Below are 13,598 nucleotides of genomic sequence, written 5' to 3'. Positions count from 1 at the left end.
CGATGAACAGGCTTGGGGAGGAACACCGCCCGTTTTCCGTCGTGATCGTTGGCGGCGGCAGAATTGGCTCGGCGCTGGCGGTCCTGCTTCGCGAGGCCCCGGAGTTCGACGTCGTGATCGTGGATCCGACGGAGCCGGCTCGGGTAAGCGCTCGCAATCTCAATCTGCGCCTGGTGGACATCGATCCCGCCAACCCATCCAAGCTGGACAGCCTGCTGGCCCGGTCCGACGCGGTGGTGGCCGCGCTGCCATCATCCGCGACACCTCCCATAGCCGCGGCCGCCCGGCGCAGCGGCGTGCATTACCTTGATCTGAGCGATGATACGCCCGGCCTCGAGGCCGTTCGACGCGAGGCCGGGTCGGCCTCCAGCTGCTTCGTTCCGCAATGCGGTGTATCGCCAGGATTGATCTCGCCGCTGGTGCTGGACCTCTTGTCCAGGGGTGTGATGCAAGGCAGCGAGGTGAATGTCCGGATCGGCACCTTGCCACGGCATTCGACCAATCGGTTCGGCTACGGCCTCACCTGGGATGTCGATGCCCTGCTGCGCGAATATCTGCAGCCCTCGACCGCGTTGATCAACCGCAAGGTAACGCGCCTGCCTCCCCTGTCCGAGCAGGAGCAGCTCCGTCTCGACGACAGCCTCTACGAGGTCTTCGTTTCCGGAAATATCCCCCTGAGCCTGTGCACATGCCTGGAGGGGCGTGTCGACAGCCTGGTCTCCCGGACGATCCGCTATCCCGGCCATCTCGACTACATGAAGTTCCTGCTGGACGATCTGAAACTGCGGCACCGGGTGGATCAGCTGCGGAACCTCTTTCTGAACGCGCTCCCCGAGATCGACGACGACCGGCTCCTGGTCTTCATCACGGCCGTCGGCCTGCGGAACGGGCGGCGGATCGAACACCGGTTCGCGCGTCACGTCGTTCCCGCGACTGTCGGCACCGTTTCGTTGAGCGCGATGCGGCGGACTGCGGCATCCCATGTCGCCGCCGTCCTGGACCTCATTCGGGAGGGACGGCTAAGCGGCAGCGGACTGATCGCTCAGGAGGATATCCCGATTGACGCATTGCGCGCCAATCGCTTCCTGTCGTGGTTCTTCGACGGGATCACGACCGCCTCGGCCGAGCACTCGAGCATGGAAACGGCATCGTGAACAGCAATCCCACTCCCGCGCGGACAAACGGCGTGGTCGCCGATCTCGGGATCGGTGTGCTCATGCTCGACACGCAATTCCAGCGTCTGCCCGGGGATATCGGGAACGGAACGACATGGTCGTTCCCGGTCCAGTTCCGGGTTGTGCGCGGCGCGAATCCCGCTGCGGTGGTCCATGGGCAAGCCGCGGGACTGCTCGAGCCCTTCATCGCTGCAGCGCTCGATCTCGTCGCGACCGGCGTGCGCGGCATCACGACGAGCTGCGGCTTCCTGGCGCTCCTGCAGAAGGAGATGACCGCGGCGCTGCCAGTGCCGGTGGCGACCAGCAGCCTGCTCCAGGCACCGGTGATCGAGGCGATGCTTCCCGCCGGCCAACAGGTCGGCATTCTCACCTTCGCAGCGGAAGCGCTGACACGAAGGCACCTCGATGCGGTCGGCGTCAGGGCGGACACCCCGATCGAGGGTCTGGCGCCGGAGAGCCTGTTTCGCCGCGTCTATGGCGGCCAGGGCGGGATTTCGGATTTCGCTACGCTCGAGCGGGAGGTCGTCGACGCGGCGCTGGCGCTCGTAGCCAGGCATCCCAATGTCGGGGCCATCCTCTGCGAATGTACCAATCTGCCGCCTCATGCAGCAGCAATTGCGGAGGCGACCGGACGACCGGTCTTCGACATCATCGGCTTCATCGACTGGTTCGCGCGCAGCTTGACGCCTCCAAGATATGTGCGGCGCTGAACTCCGGCTCCGTCCCAGTCTGCGCCGGCGCATTCTGTCTTGACGCCCCCTCCATTTCTCCCTTGAATCGCCAGCTGGGGGCGTTGCAGGGCGGGTCATGCTGCGCGCTATCATTCTCTTCGTTGCGGCGCTGGCGCTCTCGGCGCCCGCCTACGCCTACGACAATGCGGTCAGCCGCGGGCTTGCCGACTTCCTCAACATCTTCAGCGAACAGGCGATCCCGCGCCAGATCGTGCCTTGGCGCGGGCAATACGCGCCCGGCACGATCGTCATTTCAACGAGCCAGCGGCGGCTTTTCTACGTGCTCGGGAATGGGCAGGCGATCCGCTATGGCGTCGGCGTCGGGCGGCAGGGCTTTAGCTGGTCGGGGACCAAGATCGTCACGAGAAAGCGCGAGTGGCCGGATTGGCGGCCTCCCGCGCAGATGCTGAAACGCCGGCCCGATCTGCCGCGCTACATGCCGGGCGGCATCGACAATCCCCTGGGCGCACGCGCGCTCTATCTCGGATCAAGCCTGTATCGCATCCATGGCTCCAATGAGCCCAACACGATCGGGGCAGCCGTGTCGTCGGGTTGCATCCGGATGACCAATCGCGACGTTGTCGACCTCTACGATCGCGTCAGGGCTGGTACCAAGGTCGTTGTGCTGCGGTGACGGGAAGCCCCCGGATCACAGCATCATGAGCCCCGCATGCTACGCGAGAGCCGCGGGCCGCGCAGGCTACAGTCGCAATCCGCCATCGACCGCGATCTCGGCGCCGTTGATATAGGCCCCCTCGCCGCGGCACAGCAGCAGCGCCACTCCGGCGCAGTCGCGTGGTGCGCCAATCCGCCCAAGCGGGACGCGCTCCAGGACCGCCGCCTCATAGACCGGGTCGGCCAGCACGGCGCGGTTGCGATCGGTCAGGATCGCGCCCGGCTTGATCACGTTGAAGGTGACATCCGGCGCCCGGACGGTGCGCGCGAGATTCAGGATCATGCTCGTCTGGGCCGCCTTGGTGGCGGCATAGTAGAGGCAATCGGCATTGGGCCTGGCCTCCTGAACGCTGCCGATCGCGATCACCCGGCCAAAGCCTCCCGCGATCATGCCGGGCAGGAAGGCCTGGATCAGGCGGACCGTGGCGTGGAGATTGACTTCGCTCTGCACCACCAGGGCACGATCACTGACGATGTCCCACCGCTCCCTGATCTCGGCCGAAGCACACAGCACCAGGATGTCGGGAACGAGGCCCCGAGCGTTCAGGTCATCACGCATTCGGCCGGGCATCGCCGGGTCTGCAAGATCCGCGATCAGGCCGCTCGCCTTCAGCCCGGCCGCATGCAGCCGCGAGAGCGCCTCCGCGTTTGCGGCCGCATCGCGATCATGCAGCACGGCATGCGCACCGGCCCGGGCCAGTTCCGACGCCACGGCCAGGCCAATCCCCCGCGCCGCGCCGGTGACCAGAGCGACGCGCCCATGAAGCCCTGCCATCCGCCTAGCCGAGCAGCGGGCGAACGCGCTTCACCGCGTCGTCCATTGCCTGTTGCGGTGGCTTGATGCCGAGCACTGCGGCCTGCGTCTCCTCGATGAAGATGTCATGGGCGCGCGCCTGCTCGTCGAAGGCCGGCAGATGAATGCGGGAGGCTTTGAGCGCTGCCGCCTCGTCGGCCGCATAGGGCATCGCGGCAATCAGCGCCGGATCGGCATAGGTCGAGATCCGGACAGGACCGTTGCCATTCAGGGCCATCGCCTTGGTGCCGGCCTTCGACGAGAGAGCCCGGATGAGATCCCAGGACAGCGGCTTCTGCCTGCTGTTCTTCGGGATCACCAGCGACCAGAACTCGACTGTCGGCGCAAACGCGACCTTGCCGACAAGGTCGGAGGCCATCGGCGGCAGTAGCGACTTGAAGCGCCCGCCATACTTGCCCTTGGCCGGATCGTTATAGGTCACCAGCCGGGCGAACGGGTTGATCGTCATCGCCGCCCTGCCCTGCTGCATCCAGGTGGTGATCTCCTCGTTGTTGACGGTCGCGAAATTGCGCGGCAGCACGCCCGCCTTGTAGAGATCGGCAAGCACCGTCAGGGCCTTCACCATTGGCGCCTCTGCCGCCACGAGCTTGCCGTCGCTGGTCATGTAGTCGCCACCAAGACAGCGGGCGAGGGTCAGGAAATTGGAGGCGAAGACCGCTGTGAAGGCAAGGCCGTTGACCTGCGTGCCGTCCTCGCGCTTGAAGGTCAGCTTGCGCGCCACCTCGATCAGTTCCTCGAAGGTGGCCGGCAGTTTGGTGATGCCGCGTTCTTCCAGCAGCGCCTCGTTATAGATCAGCGCATTGGTGGCGTGGCGAACCGGTATACCGTGCAGGGCGCCGTCGACTTTCAACGGCTCGACCAGTCCCGGCGCGAAATCGGCGAAATCCTCGACTGGCGCATCCTTCAGCAAGGCATCCAGCGGCTCGAACAGCTTGAGATTGCGCGGCACGGCGCGGCCATTGAGCAGGTAGGCGAGATCGATCGAGGTCTCGGTCAGCGTCACCTCGCGCAAGAGGCGCTCATGGATGGCGTTGACGTCGCCGAAGGTGACCCAGTTGACCGCCGCGCCTGCCTGCTTGCGCCAGGCTTCGGTCGCATCGCCGCCCGGGCCCGTCGTGGCCGAGGTCTGATGGACACGGTGCCCGAGTGCGGTCACCGTCCGGGCCTGAGCCATGGCGCCTGTCGGCAAGGCCAGCGACGCTGCCGCTCCGCTGGCGAGCAGTCCGAAGCGGCGGCGCGAAAGAGTGCGATTGTCCATAGTGTTCCTCCCGATGGTGCTCCGCGCTGTGCCGCGCGATTGTCAGAGATGGTTCAGGCCGGCAGCAGGGGCTGCACGCGCTTGACGAGCGAGGACATGGCCTCCTCCGGGGTCTTCATGCCGAGCACGGCGGCTTCGGCCTCTTCCTTGAACAGGTCGCCGGCACGGGCCGCCTCGTCGAAGGCTGGCAGCGGCACACGGGCGACCTTGAGCACCTTCAGCTCTTCCGCCGCATAGGGAACGGTGTTGGCGAAGCCGGCATCGGCATAGGTCGAGGCGCGCACCGGGCCATTGCCGTTGAGGGCAGCCTTCAGGGTCGCATCCTTCGCGGTCATCGCCTTGATGAAGTTCCAGGCGAGATCCTTGCGCTTCGCGTTCTTCGGGATGACCATGCCCCAGAACTCGACCTTGGCTGGCGCAGCGTCATATTTTCCGGCCAGCGTCTTCGAGGCGGGGACGGCGACCGTTCTGATCTTGCCGGGAAATTTCGACTTCTGCGGGTCGTTGTAGATGCGATTGCGGCCCATGCTCTGCAGGCTCATCGCGGCACGCCCGGTCTGCATCCAGACATTGACGTCCTCGGGCGAGAGCGTCGCGAAATTGCGCGGGAAGGCACCGGCCTCGAACAGGGCGCGCAGGAGCTTGATGGCGTTCAGCATCGGCGGCTGGTCGGCGACGCATTTGAAGTCAGACGTGATGAAGTCGCCGTCCCAGGCGCGAGCGATATCGATCACGTTCGGGTAGGTGACGCCGGGCATGCACAGGCCCACCACCGCGGTGCCGTCGCTGCGGCGATAGGTGCAGGCCCTGGCGATCTCGACCAGTTCCTCGATCGAGGCCGGCGGCTTCGAAAAGCCCCTCTCGGCCAGCAATTCCTCGTTGTAATGCAGCCCCGACGAGGCATGGCGGAACGGAACCGCGAGCTGCTTGCCGCCGACCTTCATGCCTTCCATCAGCCCGGGGAAGATGTCAGCCGGGTCCTCCAGGGGATCGCGGCTCAGGTAACCGTCGAGCGGCTCGAACAGGTTGGCGGCGCGTGGAATCACCTGCGTGTTCAGCACGAAGCCGACATCGACGGTGCTTTCGGAGAGGCTTGCCTCGCGAAACAGCCGCTCCTGCAACGGTCCGGTATCAAAGGTCGTCCACTGGATCGTGGCACCATTCTTCTGCGCCCAATCCTTCGTGATGTCGCCGCCTTGTGCACCGGTCGCGACGGTCTGCATCACCCGGTGCGCAAAGACATTGAAAGGGCCGCCCTGCTGCGCGAAGGCCGGAGCGGCGCCGGCAAAGCTCAGGCCGATGAAGCCGCCCAGGAGCTGCCTACGGTCCAACCCTGTTCCTGCCGTCATGATTATCCTCCCCGAGTGTCGCGAGTTCCGCGATGGCGGCTTCAGCCGCTTCGAAATGCTTGTTCATGGCCATTTCCGCCGCCTCGGCGTCGCCGGCGCGGATCGCTTCGACAACGCGGACATGGCGCTCATAGGTCTTGCGCCAATCGGCCTGCGTGCGGGCGCTGCGCGAATTGAAGATCTCCATCACTTCACGGATCACCGGACGAAGGCCCTGGATCTGGAGATCAAGCAGCCGGTTGCCGGCGGAGGCGGCAATCGCCTCGTGAAAATCGAGATCTGCCTCGATCCAGCGCGGCACGTCGCCGAGCGACGCCTCCATGCGCACGAGGATGCCAGTCAGGCGCTCGATATCGGCGGGCGAGCGACGCTCGGCGCTATAACGCGCGATCGGCGGCTCTAGGATGCGGCGCAGTTCGACAGCCTCGGTGAGCCCGGTCTTGCTGCCTCTCACGGCGAAGCGAAAGAAGCGATCGAGCGGAGCGGCATCGAGCGCCTGGACGCGCGTGACCTTGCCCTGCTGGATGTTGACGACGCCCATGGCTGCGAGCTGGCGGATCGCCTCGCGCGCGATCGGTTTGCTGACTCCGAAGGATGCGGCAAGGCGCGCCTCGGATGGAAGCGCGTCGCCGGGCTTCAGCCTGCCATCATGGATTGCCTGGGTGATGCGCGCGATCAACGCATCGCCCAGCCGCGTCGGCACGACATCGGAGGCGGCGAACGGGTCGCTGTCGATCTCGGGCAGTGTCGCGGCTTCGGTCATTCGCATCCTCCCCTTTCATGATTGACAGATACAGAGCAGGTTTGCAACTGATCAACCTATCAGTTAGGTTGATCAGCCCTCCCGCAAACCAGGGACCGATACCAGATGACCGGCCGCAGCATCGCCAGGATCGAGTCCCATCCCCTGCGGGCGACACTCGAGAAGACGCAACGCACCTCGCAAGGTGACTATCCCGCGATCGAGCTCGTTGTCGTCGAGGTCACGACCAGCGACGGCATCACCGGCTACGGCGAGGCGCTCGCGCGCCGCGGAGCCGCCGGCTATGCGCGCCTGATCGACGATGCGCTGAGCCCGCGGCTGATCGGCAAGGATCCCGCAGACCGGCGGGCCCTGTGGAAGTCGATGCGCCATGCCCTCTCCGGGCGGCCCGGTGGGCAACTGGTCGAAGCCATATCCGCGATCGACATCGCTCTCTGGGATATTGCCGGCAAAGCCGCCGGCGAACCGATCCACAAGCTGCTCGGCGGCATGGGGCGGCTCCGCGTGCCGGCCTATGCCTCATCGATCAACTGGCTCGACGATGCGACGGTGGAAGCAGAGGTCGCAGCGGCGGTGACGGCCGGGTTCCGCGAGATCAAGGTCAAGCTCGGCCATCCCCTGAAGGACGCGATCGCGCGCGCCAAATTCATCCGCAAGCTCGCCGGGGACGATATCGCCCTCTATGTCGACGCCAACTGGGCCTATGACGTCGACGACGCCATGATCGTCGGGCGGGCGCTGGCCGATCTCGGCTACGGCTTCTTCGAGGAGCCGATCGCGCCGCATGACCGCGCAGGCTATGCGCGCCTCGCCCAACACCTGCCGATCCGGCTCGCGGCGGGCGAGAGCGACTATGTCGCCAGCGAGGCCCTCATGATGCTGCAGGACCGCTCGCTCGGCCTGATCCAGCCGGACGTCACACGCTCGGGCGGCATCACCGAGACCTGGCGCATCGCTGAACTCGCCGCGAGTTTCAACACGGCCTATGCCCCCCATGTCGGCTGGTCCGGCGCAATCTGCGTTGCCGCCAGCCTGCAGCTTGCCGCCGCGGCCGAAAGCCTGCGGACCTTCGAGTGCATGGTCTACGCCAATCCGCTGCGCGACAGCTTCACCACACCGGTCGTTGGCGAAGGGCATCAGCTCGTCGACGGTATGCTCGACGTGCCGCAAGGTCCCGGCCTCGGCATCGAAATCGACCGCGAGATGCTCGCGCGCCACCGTATCGCCTGAGCATCATGGCCAGTCGCACGCCCCTCTCTGCCCTCGCCCTCGTCAGCCCGGTCCAGCTGATGGTTGGCGGTATCATCTTCCTGCCGGCGATCTATGTGTTCTGGCTCAGCCTGAACCAATCCTCCTTCGGTCAGGCAGCCAGCTTCGTCGGCCTCGCCAACTACGCCAAGGTGCTCGGCGACCCGTATTTCTGGCGGGCGTTGATCAACACGGTCATCGTCGTCGCCGTCGTCGTGCATGTCGAGCTGCTGCTCGGCCTGCTCATGGCGCTGTTCTTCGCCTCGGGGGTGCCCTTCCGGGCGCTCCTGCTCGCCATCGTGCTTGCGCCCTACGCGGTCAGCGAGGTCTCGGCGGTGGTGATGTGGCGCTATCTGTTCGAGCCCGATGTCGGGATGATGAGCCAGGCGCTCGCCTGGTTCGGCTTGCCACCGATCGAATGGGCGGTGAAGCCGTCGCATGGCCTTTTCATGGTCTCTTTGCTCTCGATCTGGCTGCACCTGCCATTCAGCTTCATCATCATCTACGCCGCAAGACTCTCCGTCCCGGACGAGCTCTACGAGGCCGGCGCCATCGATGGTGCAACGGGTTGGACCGCATTCCGCCGCATCACCTTGCCGCTCCTGATGCCGGCGCTGCTGATCGCCGCCCTGTTCCGCTACATCTTCGCCTTCCGGCTGTTCTCCGAGGTCTGGCTGATGACCGGCGGAGGTCCCGCACGCACCACCGAGGTGATGGCCGTCTATCTCTATCTCGAGGCGTTCCGGTACAACTCCTTCGGTGCTGCGGCCGCGACCGGCTGGTTGCTGGTGCTCGCCTCGCTCCTGCTTGCGCTGTTCTACCTGCGCTCTCTCTACCGGGAGATGTTCAGAAAACATGCGTAAGCGCTCATTCCCCCTTGCGGTCCTGAAGGGCTTTGGCGTCCTCGCGATCGCCGCCTGGTCGATCCTGCCGATCGCGCTGATCGTGATGTCGTCCTTCAAGTCGGACCGGGACATCTTCTCGTTAACCTCGCGGTTCAGCTTCACGCCGACGCTCGCCAATTACGAGCTGCTCTGGAGCCGCTGGGGCGACTTCTTCCACGGGCTCTGGAACAGTTTCCTGGTTACGTCCGGAGCGACCGTGCTTGCCGTCACGGTTTCACTGCTCGCCGGCTTCGCCTATTCCCGTCACGCCAGCCGGGGCCTGCAGGCCAGCGCCTTCTTCCTGATCTTCATCCGCCTGATCCCGCCGATCGTGATCACGCTGCCGCTCTTTCCGGTGGTCAACTGGCTCGGGCTCAACGACACGCATCTCATCCTGATCGTGCTCTACGCCACCTTCTTCGTCTCGCTCGGCACGATCGTGATGCGCACCTTCATCGACCAGATCCCGCGTGAACTCGACGAGGCGGCGATGATCGACGGGGCCTCGCAGTTCCAGATCATCCGGCGCGTCATCTTCCCGTTGGCCGCGCAAGGCATGCTGGCGGTCTCGGTCTTCGTCATCGTCTACGCCTGGAACGAGTTCCTCTTCGCCTTCATCTTCACCACGACCAAGGCCAAGACCGCGCCGCTGGTCGTCGCCGAGATGATCGGCGCGGTCGAGGGCGTGGAATGGGGCGTGCTCTTCGCCGCCTCGGCCGTCCAGCTGCTGCCAGTGCTCGCCTTCGTCATCCTCATGCAGAAGCACCTCGTCGCCGGCCTGACCGCCGGCGCGGTGAAGGGGTAAGCCCAATGACCGCGACCAGCTCCCAACTCGATGACATGCGCCGTGCGATCCGCGAGGCGGATCCGCAACTCAGCCGCTTCGATCCCTTGCCTCGCATCATCTGCCTCGACGATTTCGACCGCGGCATGTGCGGCTGGACCCAGCTCGTCGGCAATTACGAGGACACGCTGGACGCCATGCTGCCGGGCTATGCCCAGCATTCGCACGCCATGCTCTCGACGCTGCCAAACTGGGATTTCGGTTCGCATGGCGGCGTCGACGGCTCCTATGCGCTGAAGATCGCGACACGGCCGAAGAAGGGCGCGCAGAACGTCGCAATCAAGCGCCTGACCTTCCGCAAACCCGGGCCGATCCGTCTCGAGGCCTATTTCAGCTTCAAGCCGGAAGCGACGGAACTGCAGCTCTCCGAAACCGACATCCGCTCGTTCGGCTTCCTTTACGATCTCCAGGTCGGCGACCAGCATGGCGCCGGCGGCGAGCGCGTGATGCCGCATCTGCGCTTTCTCAATGCGCTCGACGGCGCGCATGTCCAGAAATGGCAGTTCAAACGCCGCACCACGCCGATCAAGCCGATCGGCTCCGCCGGCAAGACGATCTCGCATTACCATCTCTCGCCGGACGACTGGGAGGACCTGCCGGGCGGCGAGCAGCGGCTCTGCTACAACGAGATTCCGACCAAGGTGAACTGGCACTATCTGCGCTTCGACTTCGATCTGGCGACGATGCGCGCCACCGGCTTCCAGGTGAACGACCGCAGCTTCGACATGAGCAGCTATGAGTCGATCCGCATCCCGGCGATGAAGAACCTCTGGTGCATGCTCAATCTCGGCTTCTTCGCCGAGACCGACACCGACAAGCGCGCCTTCGCCTATCTCGATTCCGTTTGCCTGTCGGGAGATTTCTGATGCTGCCCGAGAACCTCACCGCCATCGTCGCCCGCAACGAAACCTGGACGGGCGAGGCCGCAACCGAGCCCTACGAGGCTGGCTGGGCCAAGGAAGCCATCATCTTCGTGCGGGCCCTCAAGCCACCGGAGGGTGCGCTGCCGCAGGCCCGCATCGAGATTTCGGCCGACGGGCTGCATTGGGCCCCGGAAGGTTCGCTCTTCGATCTGCCCGCGCGCGAGAACGCCGTGACCTTCCAGCGGCTCGCGCATTTCGGCAACTTCCTGCGTGTTGCGGTCTCGCTGCCGGCCGGAGCGGAAATCACCGTGCTGGTGAGCCTGCACCTAAAAGCGTGACGCACCGACAGTCACCGGAGCCTGCGATCCGCGGGATAGGCATCAATCCGGCCAACGCCTGAGATAGGCTGCCCGACGGCTTCGGCGTTCCTCCAGCGGCGTGGCGATGATGTCATTGCTGCGCAGGGCAGCGCTGAGTTCTTCGGCCAGGCGATTGGCAACGGTGTCTTCCTGTCCTGGGTGGAGATTGCAGGGGTCGAGATAGAAGAAGCCGTGCTCGACCTCGTGATCGCGCACGATGATGGGGGGCTCGCCGCGCGCGAGCGCGTCGGCGAGGTCCCAGGCCGTGATATGGGCGGCCTGCGGTTCGACCGAGAGCTTGAGCCGGTCGAGCGGGTTGTCGGTCGGATCAGGCTCGATCTCGACACGGATCCCCGGCCTCTCGGCCAGGCGTTCACGCCACAGCGTAAGGGCGGCCTGTTCGCGCTCCCGGATGCCGGCATGGTCGCGCGTCTCCCATGCTTCCAGGGCAGCGATGGTGCCGACGATACTCTCCTTGCCGACCTTCATGCCGCGGCCGATGCCGCCGTTCTGAAGAAATGCCGCGCGCACGAGGTCCTTGCGACCGGCGACGATTCCGGCTGTCGGGCCACCGAGAAACTTGTGAGCCGAATACAGCGCAATGTCCGCGCCTGCGGCCAGGAAGCGCTGGAGGTCGTATTCCGAAGCGGCATCGACGATGACCGATACCCCCCTTGCCCGGCAAATGGCGGCGAACTCCTCGAGCGGGAGCTGCCCATAGCTGACCGTATGATGGGACACGACATAGACCGCAGCGGCAGTCCGTTCCGAGATCGCTCCGGCCAGTTGATAGGGCCGTACGCTCGTGGCCTGCCCGACCGGCACTACCCTGGCGCCAGCGAGCGCAATGCCTTGTTCGACGGGAGCGCCGTAGCTCACCATATGCCCGGTCATGATCAGGACTTCGTCCTTCAGGCCCGTCGTGTCCGGCAGTCGTTCGACGGCATAGAGGTCACTGCCCGTCATCGCCCCGGCCACGGCAAGCGTGATGCCGGCCGAGCAGGAAGCCGTGACGAATCCAGCCTCGGCTCCGCACAATCTGGCGATGACGCCGCTGGCGACCTTCTGAAGTTCGTCGACTTCGACGAATTGCGGCATGACCCCAGCCATCGCCTCGATGGCCTGCGGCACGATGATCGAGGCGCCGAGCCCCGTCATCGTTCCCGACACATTGATGATCGCACGGAGACCGAGCGCCTTTCGGGTATCGGGCTTGTTCATGGCGTTCCTCCGGAAGCATGGTTACGGTAAGGGGTCCGCGGAATCGCGTGACGGAGAGCTGGCAGATGAAGGACAGTGAGATGGGCGTGGCGTCCGCGCCCTCCGCCACTGGGCCGCGGCGCACGCGGGTCAGCGGAATCGAGCGATCGGTCCAGATCCTTGACTATCTCCAGGAGACGGCGCGGCCGGCGACCGGATACGATATCGCCCGCGCGGTCGGAGCGCCGCTGTCCACGGTCTATTCGATCGTCGAGGAACTGGTCGCCAGGGACCTGCTTTCGCGCAATGGCAGCGTGGTCTGGCTCGGCCCCAAACTCTATCACTACGGCCTCGCCTACGCGCGCGATCTTGAGATCATCACGGTCGCCACCCACGAGATGCATGTGCTCTCTCGCGAGGTCGGTGAGACAGTCCAGATCTGCGGCCGTGACGGCGACATGATGGTGGTGGAGGCGATGGCCGAGGGGCCCGGCCACTTCAAGGTCACATCGCGGATCGGAACCCGGGTGCCCCTGAACTGGACCGCCTCGGGCCGGCTTCTGGTCGCCCATCTCGATTTTCAGGACCGGGTGGCGCTGTTCCGGCGCTGCGCCAAGGCCTCGCCAACGGGGCGGGCAACGGTCGACCCGGTCGCGCTCGCCGAGCAATCCGACGAAGCACTGTCCGCCGGCATCGCCGTGCAGGCTGGCGAATCCGACTATGCCGTGGCCTGCGTCGCGGCACCGGTGCGCAACAATTCCGGAGATTGCGTGATCACCATCTCGATCGTGCTGCCGGAATTCAAGGTCCAGGAGGAGCCCTCCCGCTTCGCCGATGCAGTCCGGAGCGCGGCACAGCGCATCGAAGCAAGCCTTGGCTGGCAATTCAGGCAGTAGCATCATGAGACCGCGACGACCGCTTCGATCTCCACGGTGATGCGGCGCGGCAGCGAGCCGAACCCGACGGCTGAACGCGCGTGCCGGCCAGCATCGCCAAAGACCGCGACGAAGAGGTCCGAGCAGCCATTGATGACGGCGGGATGGTCGGTGAAGTCCGGCGTGGCGTTGACCATGCCGAGCACCTTGACGATGCGCCTGACCTTTCGAAGGTCCCCCAGTGCCGTGTGCAGCACCGCGATGAGGTTCAGCCCCGTCAGGCGTGCATGAGCATACGCCTCCTCGACCGAGACGTCGGCGCCGACCTTGCCCGTGTGGATGCGACCGTCCTCATGCGTCGGCCCCTGACCCGACAGGTAGAGCAGCGTACCTTCCCGGACATGGGTCGTGAAATTGCCGATCGGTGTCGGCACTTGCGGCAATTCAAGACCAAGTTGTGCCAGCTTCTCATAGGGCGACATCGCAAGATCGGAGGGAGGAGCAAGATCGGATGGAGGCGGCATCGCTGAACTCGGTCGGAATGGGTGTCAGGGCGCCAG

Annotated in this window: 15 protein-coding genes; 9 read left to right on the top strand and 6 right to left on the bottom strand. The window is 65.3% G+C overall.

Annotated elements, in window-relative coordinates:
• The first annotated feature begins 2 nt into the window (after positions 1-2).
• From AC1DW9_RS07855 to AC1DW9_RS07845, 3 genes are all read left to right on the top strand, one after another.
• Positions 3-1,154, top strand: a complete 1,152-nt coding sequence (locus AC1DW9_RS07855; protein WP_476775282.1) for a saccharopine dehydrogenase family protein — start codon at positions 3-5, stop codon at positions 1,152-1,154.
• Positions 1,151-1,885, top strand: a complete 735-nt coding sequence (locus AC1DW9_RS07850) for an aspartate/glutamate racemase family protein (RefSeq protein WP_441504215.1) — start codon at positions 1,151-1,153, stop codon at positions 1,883-1,885. The genes AC1DW9_RS07855 and AC1DW9_RS07850 overlap by 4 nt, the downstream gene beginning before the upstream one ends.
• Positions 1,886-1,982: 97 nt before the next feature.
• Complete coding sequence (locus tag AC1DW9_RS07845; protein WP_476775281.1) at positions 1,983-2,540, top strand: L,D-transpeptidase; 558 nt, start codon at positions 1,983-1,985, stop codon at positions 2,538-2,540.
• A gap of 66 nt (positions 2,541-2,606) precedes the next feature.
• On the opposite strand, the gene AC1DW9_RS07840 is transcribed toward AC1DW9_RS07845, so the two are convergent.
• Genes AC1DW9_RS07840 through AC1DW9_RS07825 form a run of 4 tightly spaced genes read right to left on the bottom strand, consistent with a single transcriptional unit; the run spans position 2,607 to position 6,765 of the window.
• On the bottom strand, positions 2,607-3,356 hold the full coding sequence (locus AC1DW9_RS07840) for an SDR family NAD(P)-dependent oxidoreductase (RefSeq protein ID WP_441504213.1): 750 nt from the start codon (positions 3,354-3,356) through the stop codon (positions 2,607-2,609).
• 4 nt (positions 3,357-3,360) lie between these two features.
• Positions 3,361-4,653, bottom strand: a complete 1,293-nt coding sequence (locus AC1DW9_RS07835) for an ABC transporter substrate-binding protein (protein ID WP_441504212.1) — start codon at positions 4,651-4,653, stop codon at positions 3,361-3,363.
• 53 nt (positions 4,654-4,706) lie between these two features.
• Complete coding sequence (locus AC1DW9_RS07830; RefSeq protein ID WP_441504211.1) at positions 4,707-6,002, bottom strand: ABC transporter substrate-binding protein; 1,296 nt, start codon at positions 6,000-6,002, stop codon at positions 4,707-4,709.
• Complete coding sequence (locus AC1DW9_RS07825; protein WP_441504210.1) at positions 5,974-6,765, bottom strand: FadR/GntR family transcriptional regulator; 792 nt, start codon at positions 6,763-6,765, stop codon at positions 5,974-5,976. Before AC1DW9_RS07825 ends, AC1DW9_RS07830 begins: the two co-directional genes overlap by 29 nt.
• Positions 6,766-6,870: 105 nt before the next feature.
• On the opposite strand from AC1DW9_RS07825, the gene AC1DW9_RS07820 reads away from it, so the two are divergent.
• The 5 genes from AC1DW9_RS07820 to AC1DW9_RS07800 are packed head-to-tail and all read left to right on the top strand — an operon-like array spanning position 6,871 to position 10,942.
• Complete coding sequence (locus AC1DW9_RS07820) at positions 6,871-7,995, top strand: mandelate racemase/muconate lactonizing enzyme family protein (RefSeq protein WP_441504209.1); 1,125 nt, start codon at positions 6,871-6,873, stop codon at positions 7,993-7,995.
• Positions 7,996-8,000: 5 nt separating this feature from the next.
• On the top strand, positions 8,001-8,876 hold the full coding sequence (locus AC1DW9_RS07815) for a carbohydrate ABC transporter permease (protein ID WP_441504208.1): 876 nt from the start codon (positions 8,001-8,003) through the stop codon (positions 8,874-8,876).
• Positions 8,869-9,702, top strand: a complete 834-nt coding sequence (locus AC1DW9_RS07810; protein WP_476775280.1) for a carbohydrate ABC transporter permease — start codon at positions 8,869-8,871, stop codon at positions 9,700-9,702. The genes AC1DW9_RS07815 and AC1DW9_RS07810 overlap by 8 nt, the downstream gene beginning before the upstream one ends.
• 35 nt (positions 9,703-9,737) lie before the next feature.
• On the top strand, positions 9,738-10,607 hold the full coding sequence (locus tag AC1DW9_RS07805) for a DUF6772 family protein (RefSeq protein ID WP_476768824.1): 870 nt from the start codon (positions 9,738-9,740) through the stop codon (positions 10,605-10,607).
• The gene (locus tag AC1DW9_RS07800) at positions 10,607-10,942 is read left to right on the top strand and encodes a hypothetical protein (RefSeq protein ID WP_476768816.1); all 336 of its coding nucleotides are present in this window, start codon (positions 10,607-10,609) and stop codon (positions 10,940-10,942) included. Before AC1DW9_RS07805 ends, AC1DW9_RS07800 begins: the two co-directional genes overlap by 1 nt.
• Before the next feature lie 42 nt (positions 10,943-10,984).
• Here the strand turns inward: AC1DW9_RS07800 and AC1DW9_RS07795 are convergent, their stop codons facing one another.
• Positions 10,985-12,184, bottom strand: coding sequence for an aminotransferase class V-fold PLP-dependent enzyme (locus AC1DW9_RS07795; protein WP_476768815.1), 1,200 nt, complete (start codon positions 12,182-12,184; stop codon positions 10,985-10,987).
• A gap of 65 nt (positions 12,185-12,249) precedes the next feature.
• Here AC1DW9_RS07795 and AC1DW9_RS07790 point away from each other — a divergent pair, with 65 nt between their 5' ends.
• Positions 12,250-13,059, top strand: coding sequence for an IclR family transcriptional regulator (locus tag AC1DW9_RS07790; RefSeq protein WP_441504205.1), 810 nt, complete (start codon positions 12,250-12,252; stop codon positions 13,057-13,059).
• Between the two features lie 2 nt (positions 13,060-13,061).
• On the opposite strand, the gene AC1DW9_RS07785 is transcribed toward AC1DW9_RS07790, so the two are convergent.
• Positions 13,062-13,562 carry a RidA family protein gene (locus AC1DW9_RS07785; protein WP_441504204.1) on the bottom strand — a complete coding sequence of 167 codons (501 nt, stop codon included), beginning with the start codon at positions 13,560-13,562 and terminating at the stop codon, positions 13,062-13,064.
• Positions 13,563-13,598: the final 36 nt, after the last annotated feature.

Source organism: Allobosea sp. P4_E12 (genome assembly GCF_056401655.1).
This window is presented reverse-complemented; position numbering and strand designations above follow the sequence as displayed.

Coding starts and splice junctions, on each gene's coding strand:
- AC1DW9_RS07815 (WP_441504208.1), top strand. CDS start 8,001: ATGGCCAGTCGCACGCCCCTCTCTGCCCTCGCCCTCGTCAGCCCGGTC.
- AC1DW9_RS07855 (WP_476775282.1), top strand. CDS start 3: ATGAACAGGCTTGGGGAGGAACACCGCCCGTTTTCCGTCGTGATCGTT.
- AC1DW9_RS07805 (WP_476768824.1), top strand. CDS start 9,738: ATGCGCCGTGCGATCCGCGAGGCGGATCCGCAACTCAGCCGCTTCGAT.
- AC1DW9_RS07830 (WP_441504211.1), bottom strand. CDS start 6,002: ATGACGGCAGGAACAGGGTTGGACCGTAGGCAGCTCCTGGGCGGCTTC.
- AC1DW9_RS07810 (WP_476775280.1), top strand. CDS start 8,869: ATGCGTAAGCGCTCATTCCCCCTTGCGGTCCTGAAGGGCTTTGGCGTC.
- AC1DW9_RS07845 (WP_476775281.1), top strand. CDS start 1,983: ATGCTGCGCGCTATCATTCTCTTCGTTGCGGCGCTGGCGCTCTCGGCG.
- AC1DW9_RS07795 (WP_476768815.1), bottom strand. CDS start 12,184: ATGAACAAGCCCGATACCCGAAAGGCGCTCGGTCTCCGTGCGATCATC.
- AC1DW9_RS07835 (WP_441504212.1), bottom strand. CDS start 4,653: ATGGACAATCGCACTCTTTCGCGCCGCCGCTTCGGACTGCTCGCCAGC.
- AC1DW9_RS07785 (WP_441504204.1), bottom strand. CDS start 13,562: ATGCCGCCTCCATCCGATCTTGCTCCTCCCTCCGATCTTGCGATGTCG.
- AC1DW9_RS07840 (WP_441504213.1), bottom strand. CDS start 3,356: ATGGCAGGGCTTCATGGGCGCGTCGCTCTGGTCACCGGCGCGGCGCGG.
- AC1DW9_RS07800 (WP_476768816.1), top strand. CDS start 10,607: ATGCTGCCCGAGAACCTCACCGCCATCGTCGCCCGCAACGAAACCTGG.
- AC1DW9_RS07825 (WP_441504210.1), bottom strand. CDS start 6,765: ATGACCGAAGCCGCGACACTGCCCGAGATCGACAGCGACCCGTTCGCC.
- AC1DW9_RS07820 (WP_441504209.1), top strand. CDS start 6,871: ATGACCGGCCGCAGCATCGCCAGGATCGAGTCCCATCCCCTGCGGGCG.
- AC1DW9_RS07790 (WP_441504205.1), top strand. CDS start 12,250: ATGAAGGACAGTGAGATGGGCGTGGCGTCCGCGCCCTCCGCCACTGGG.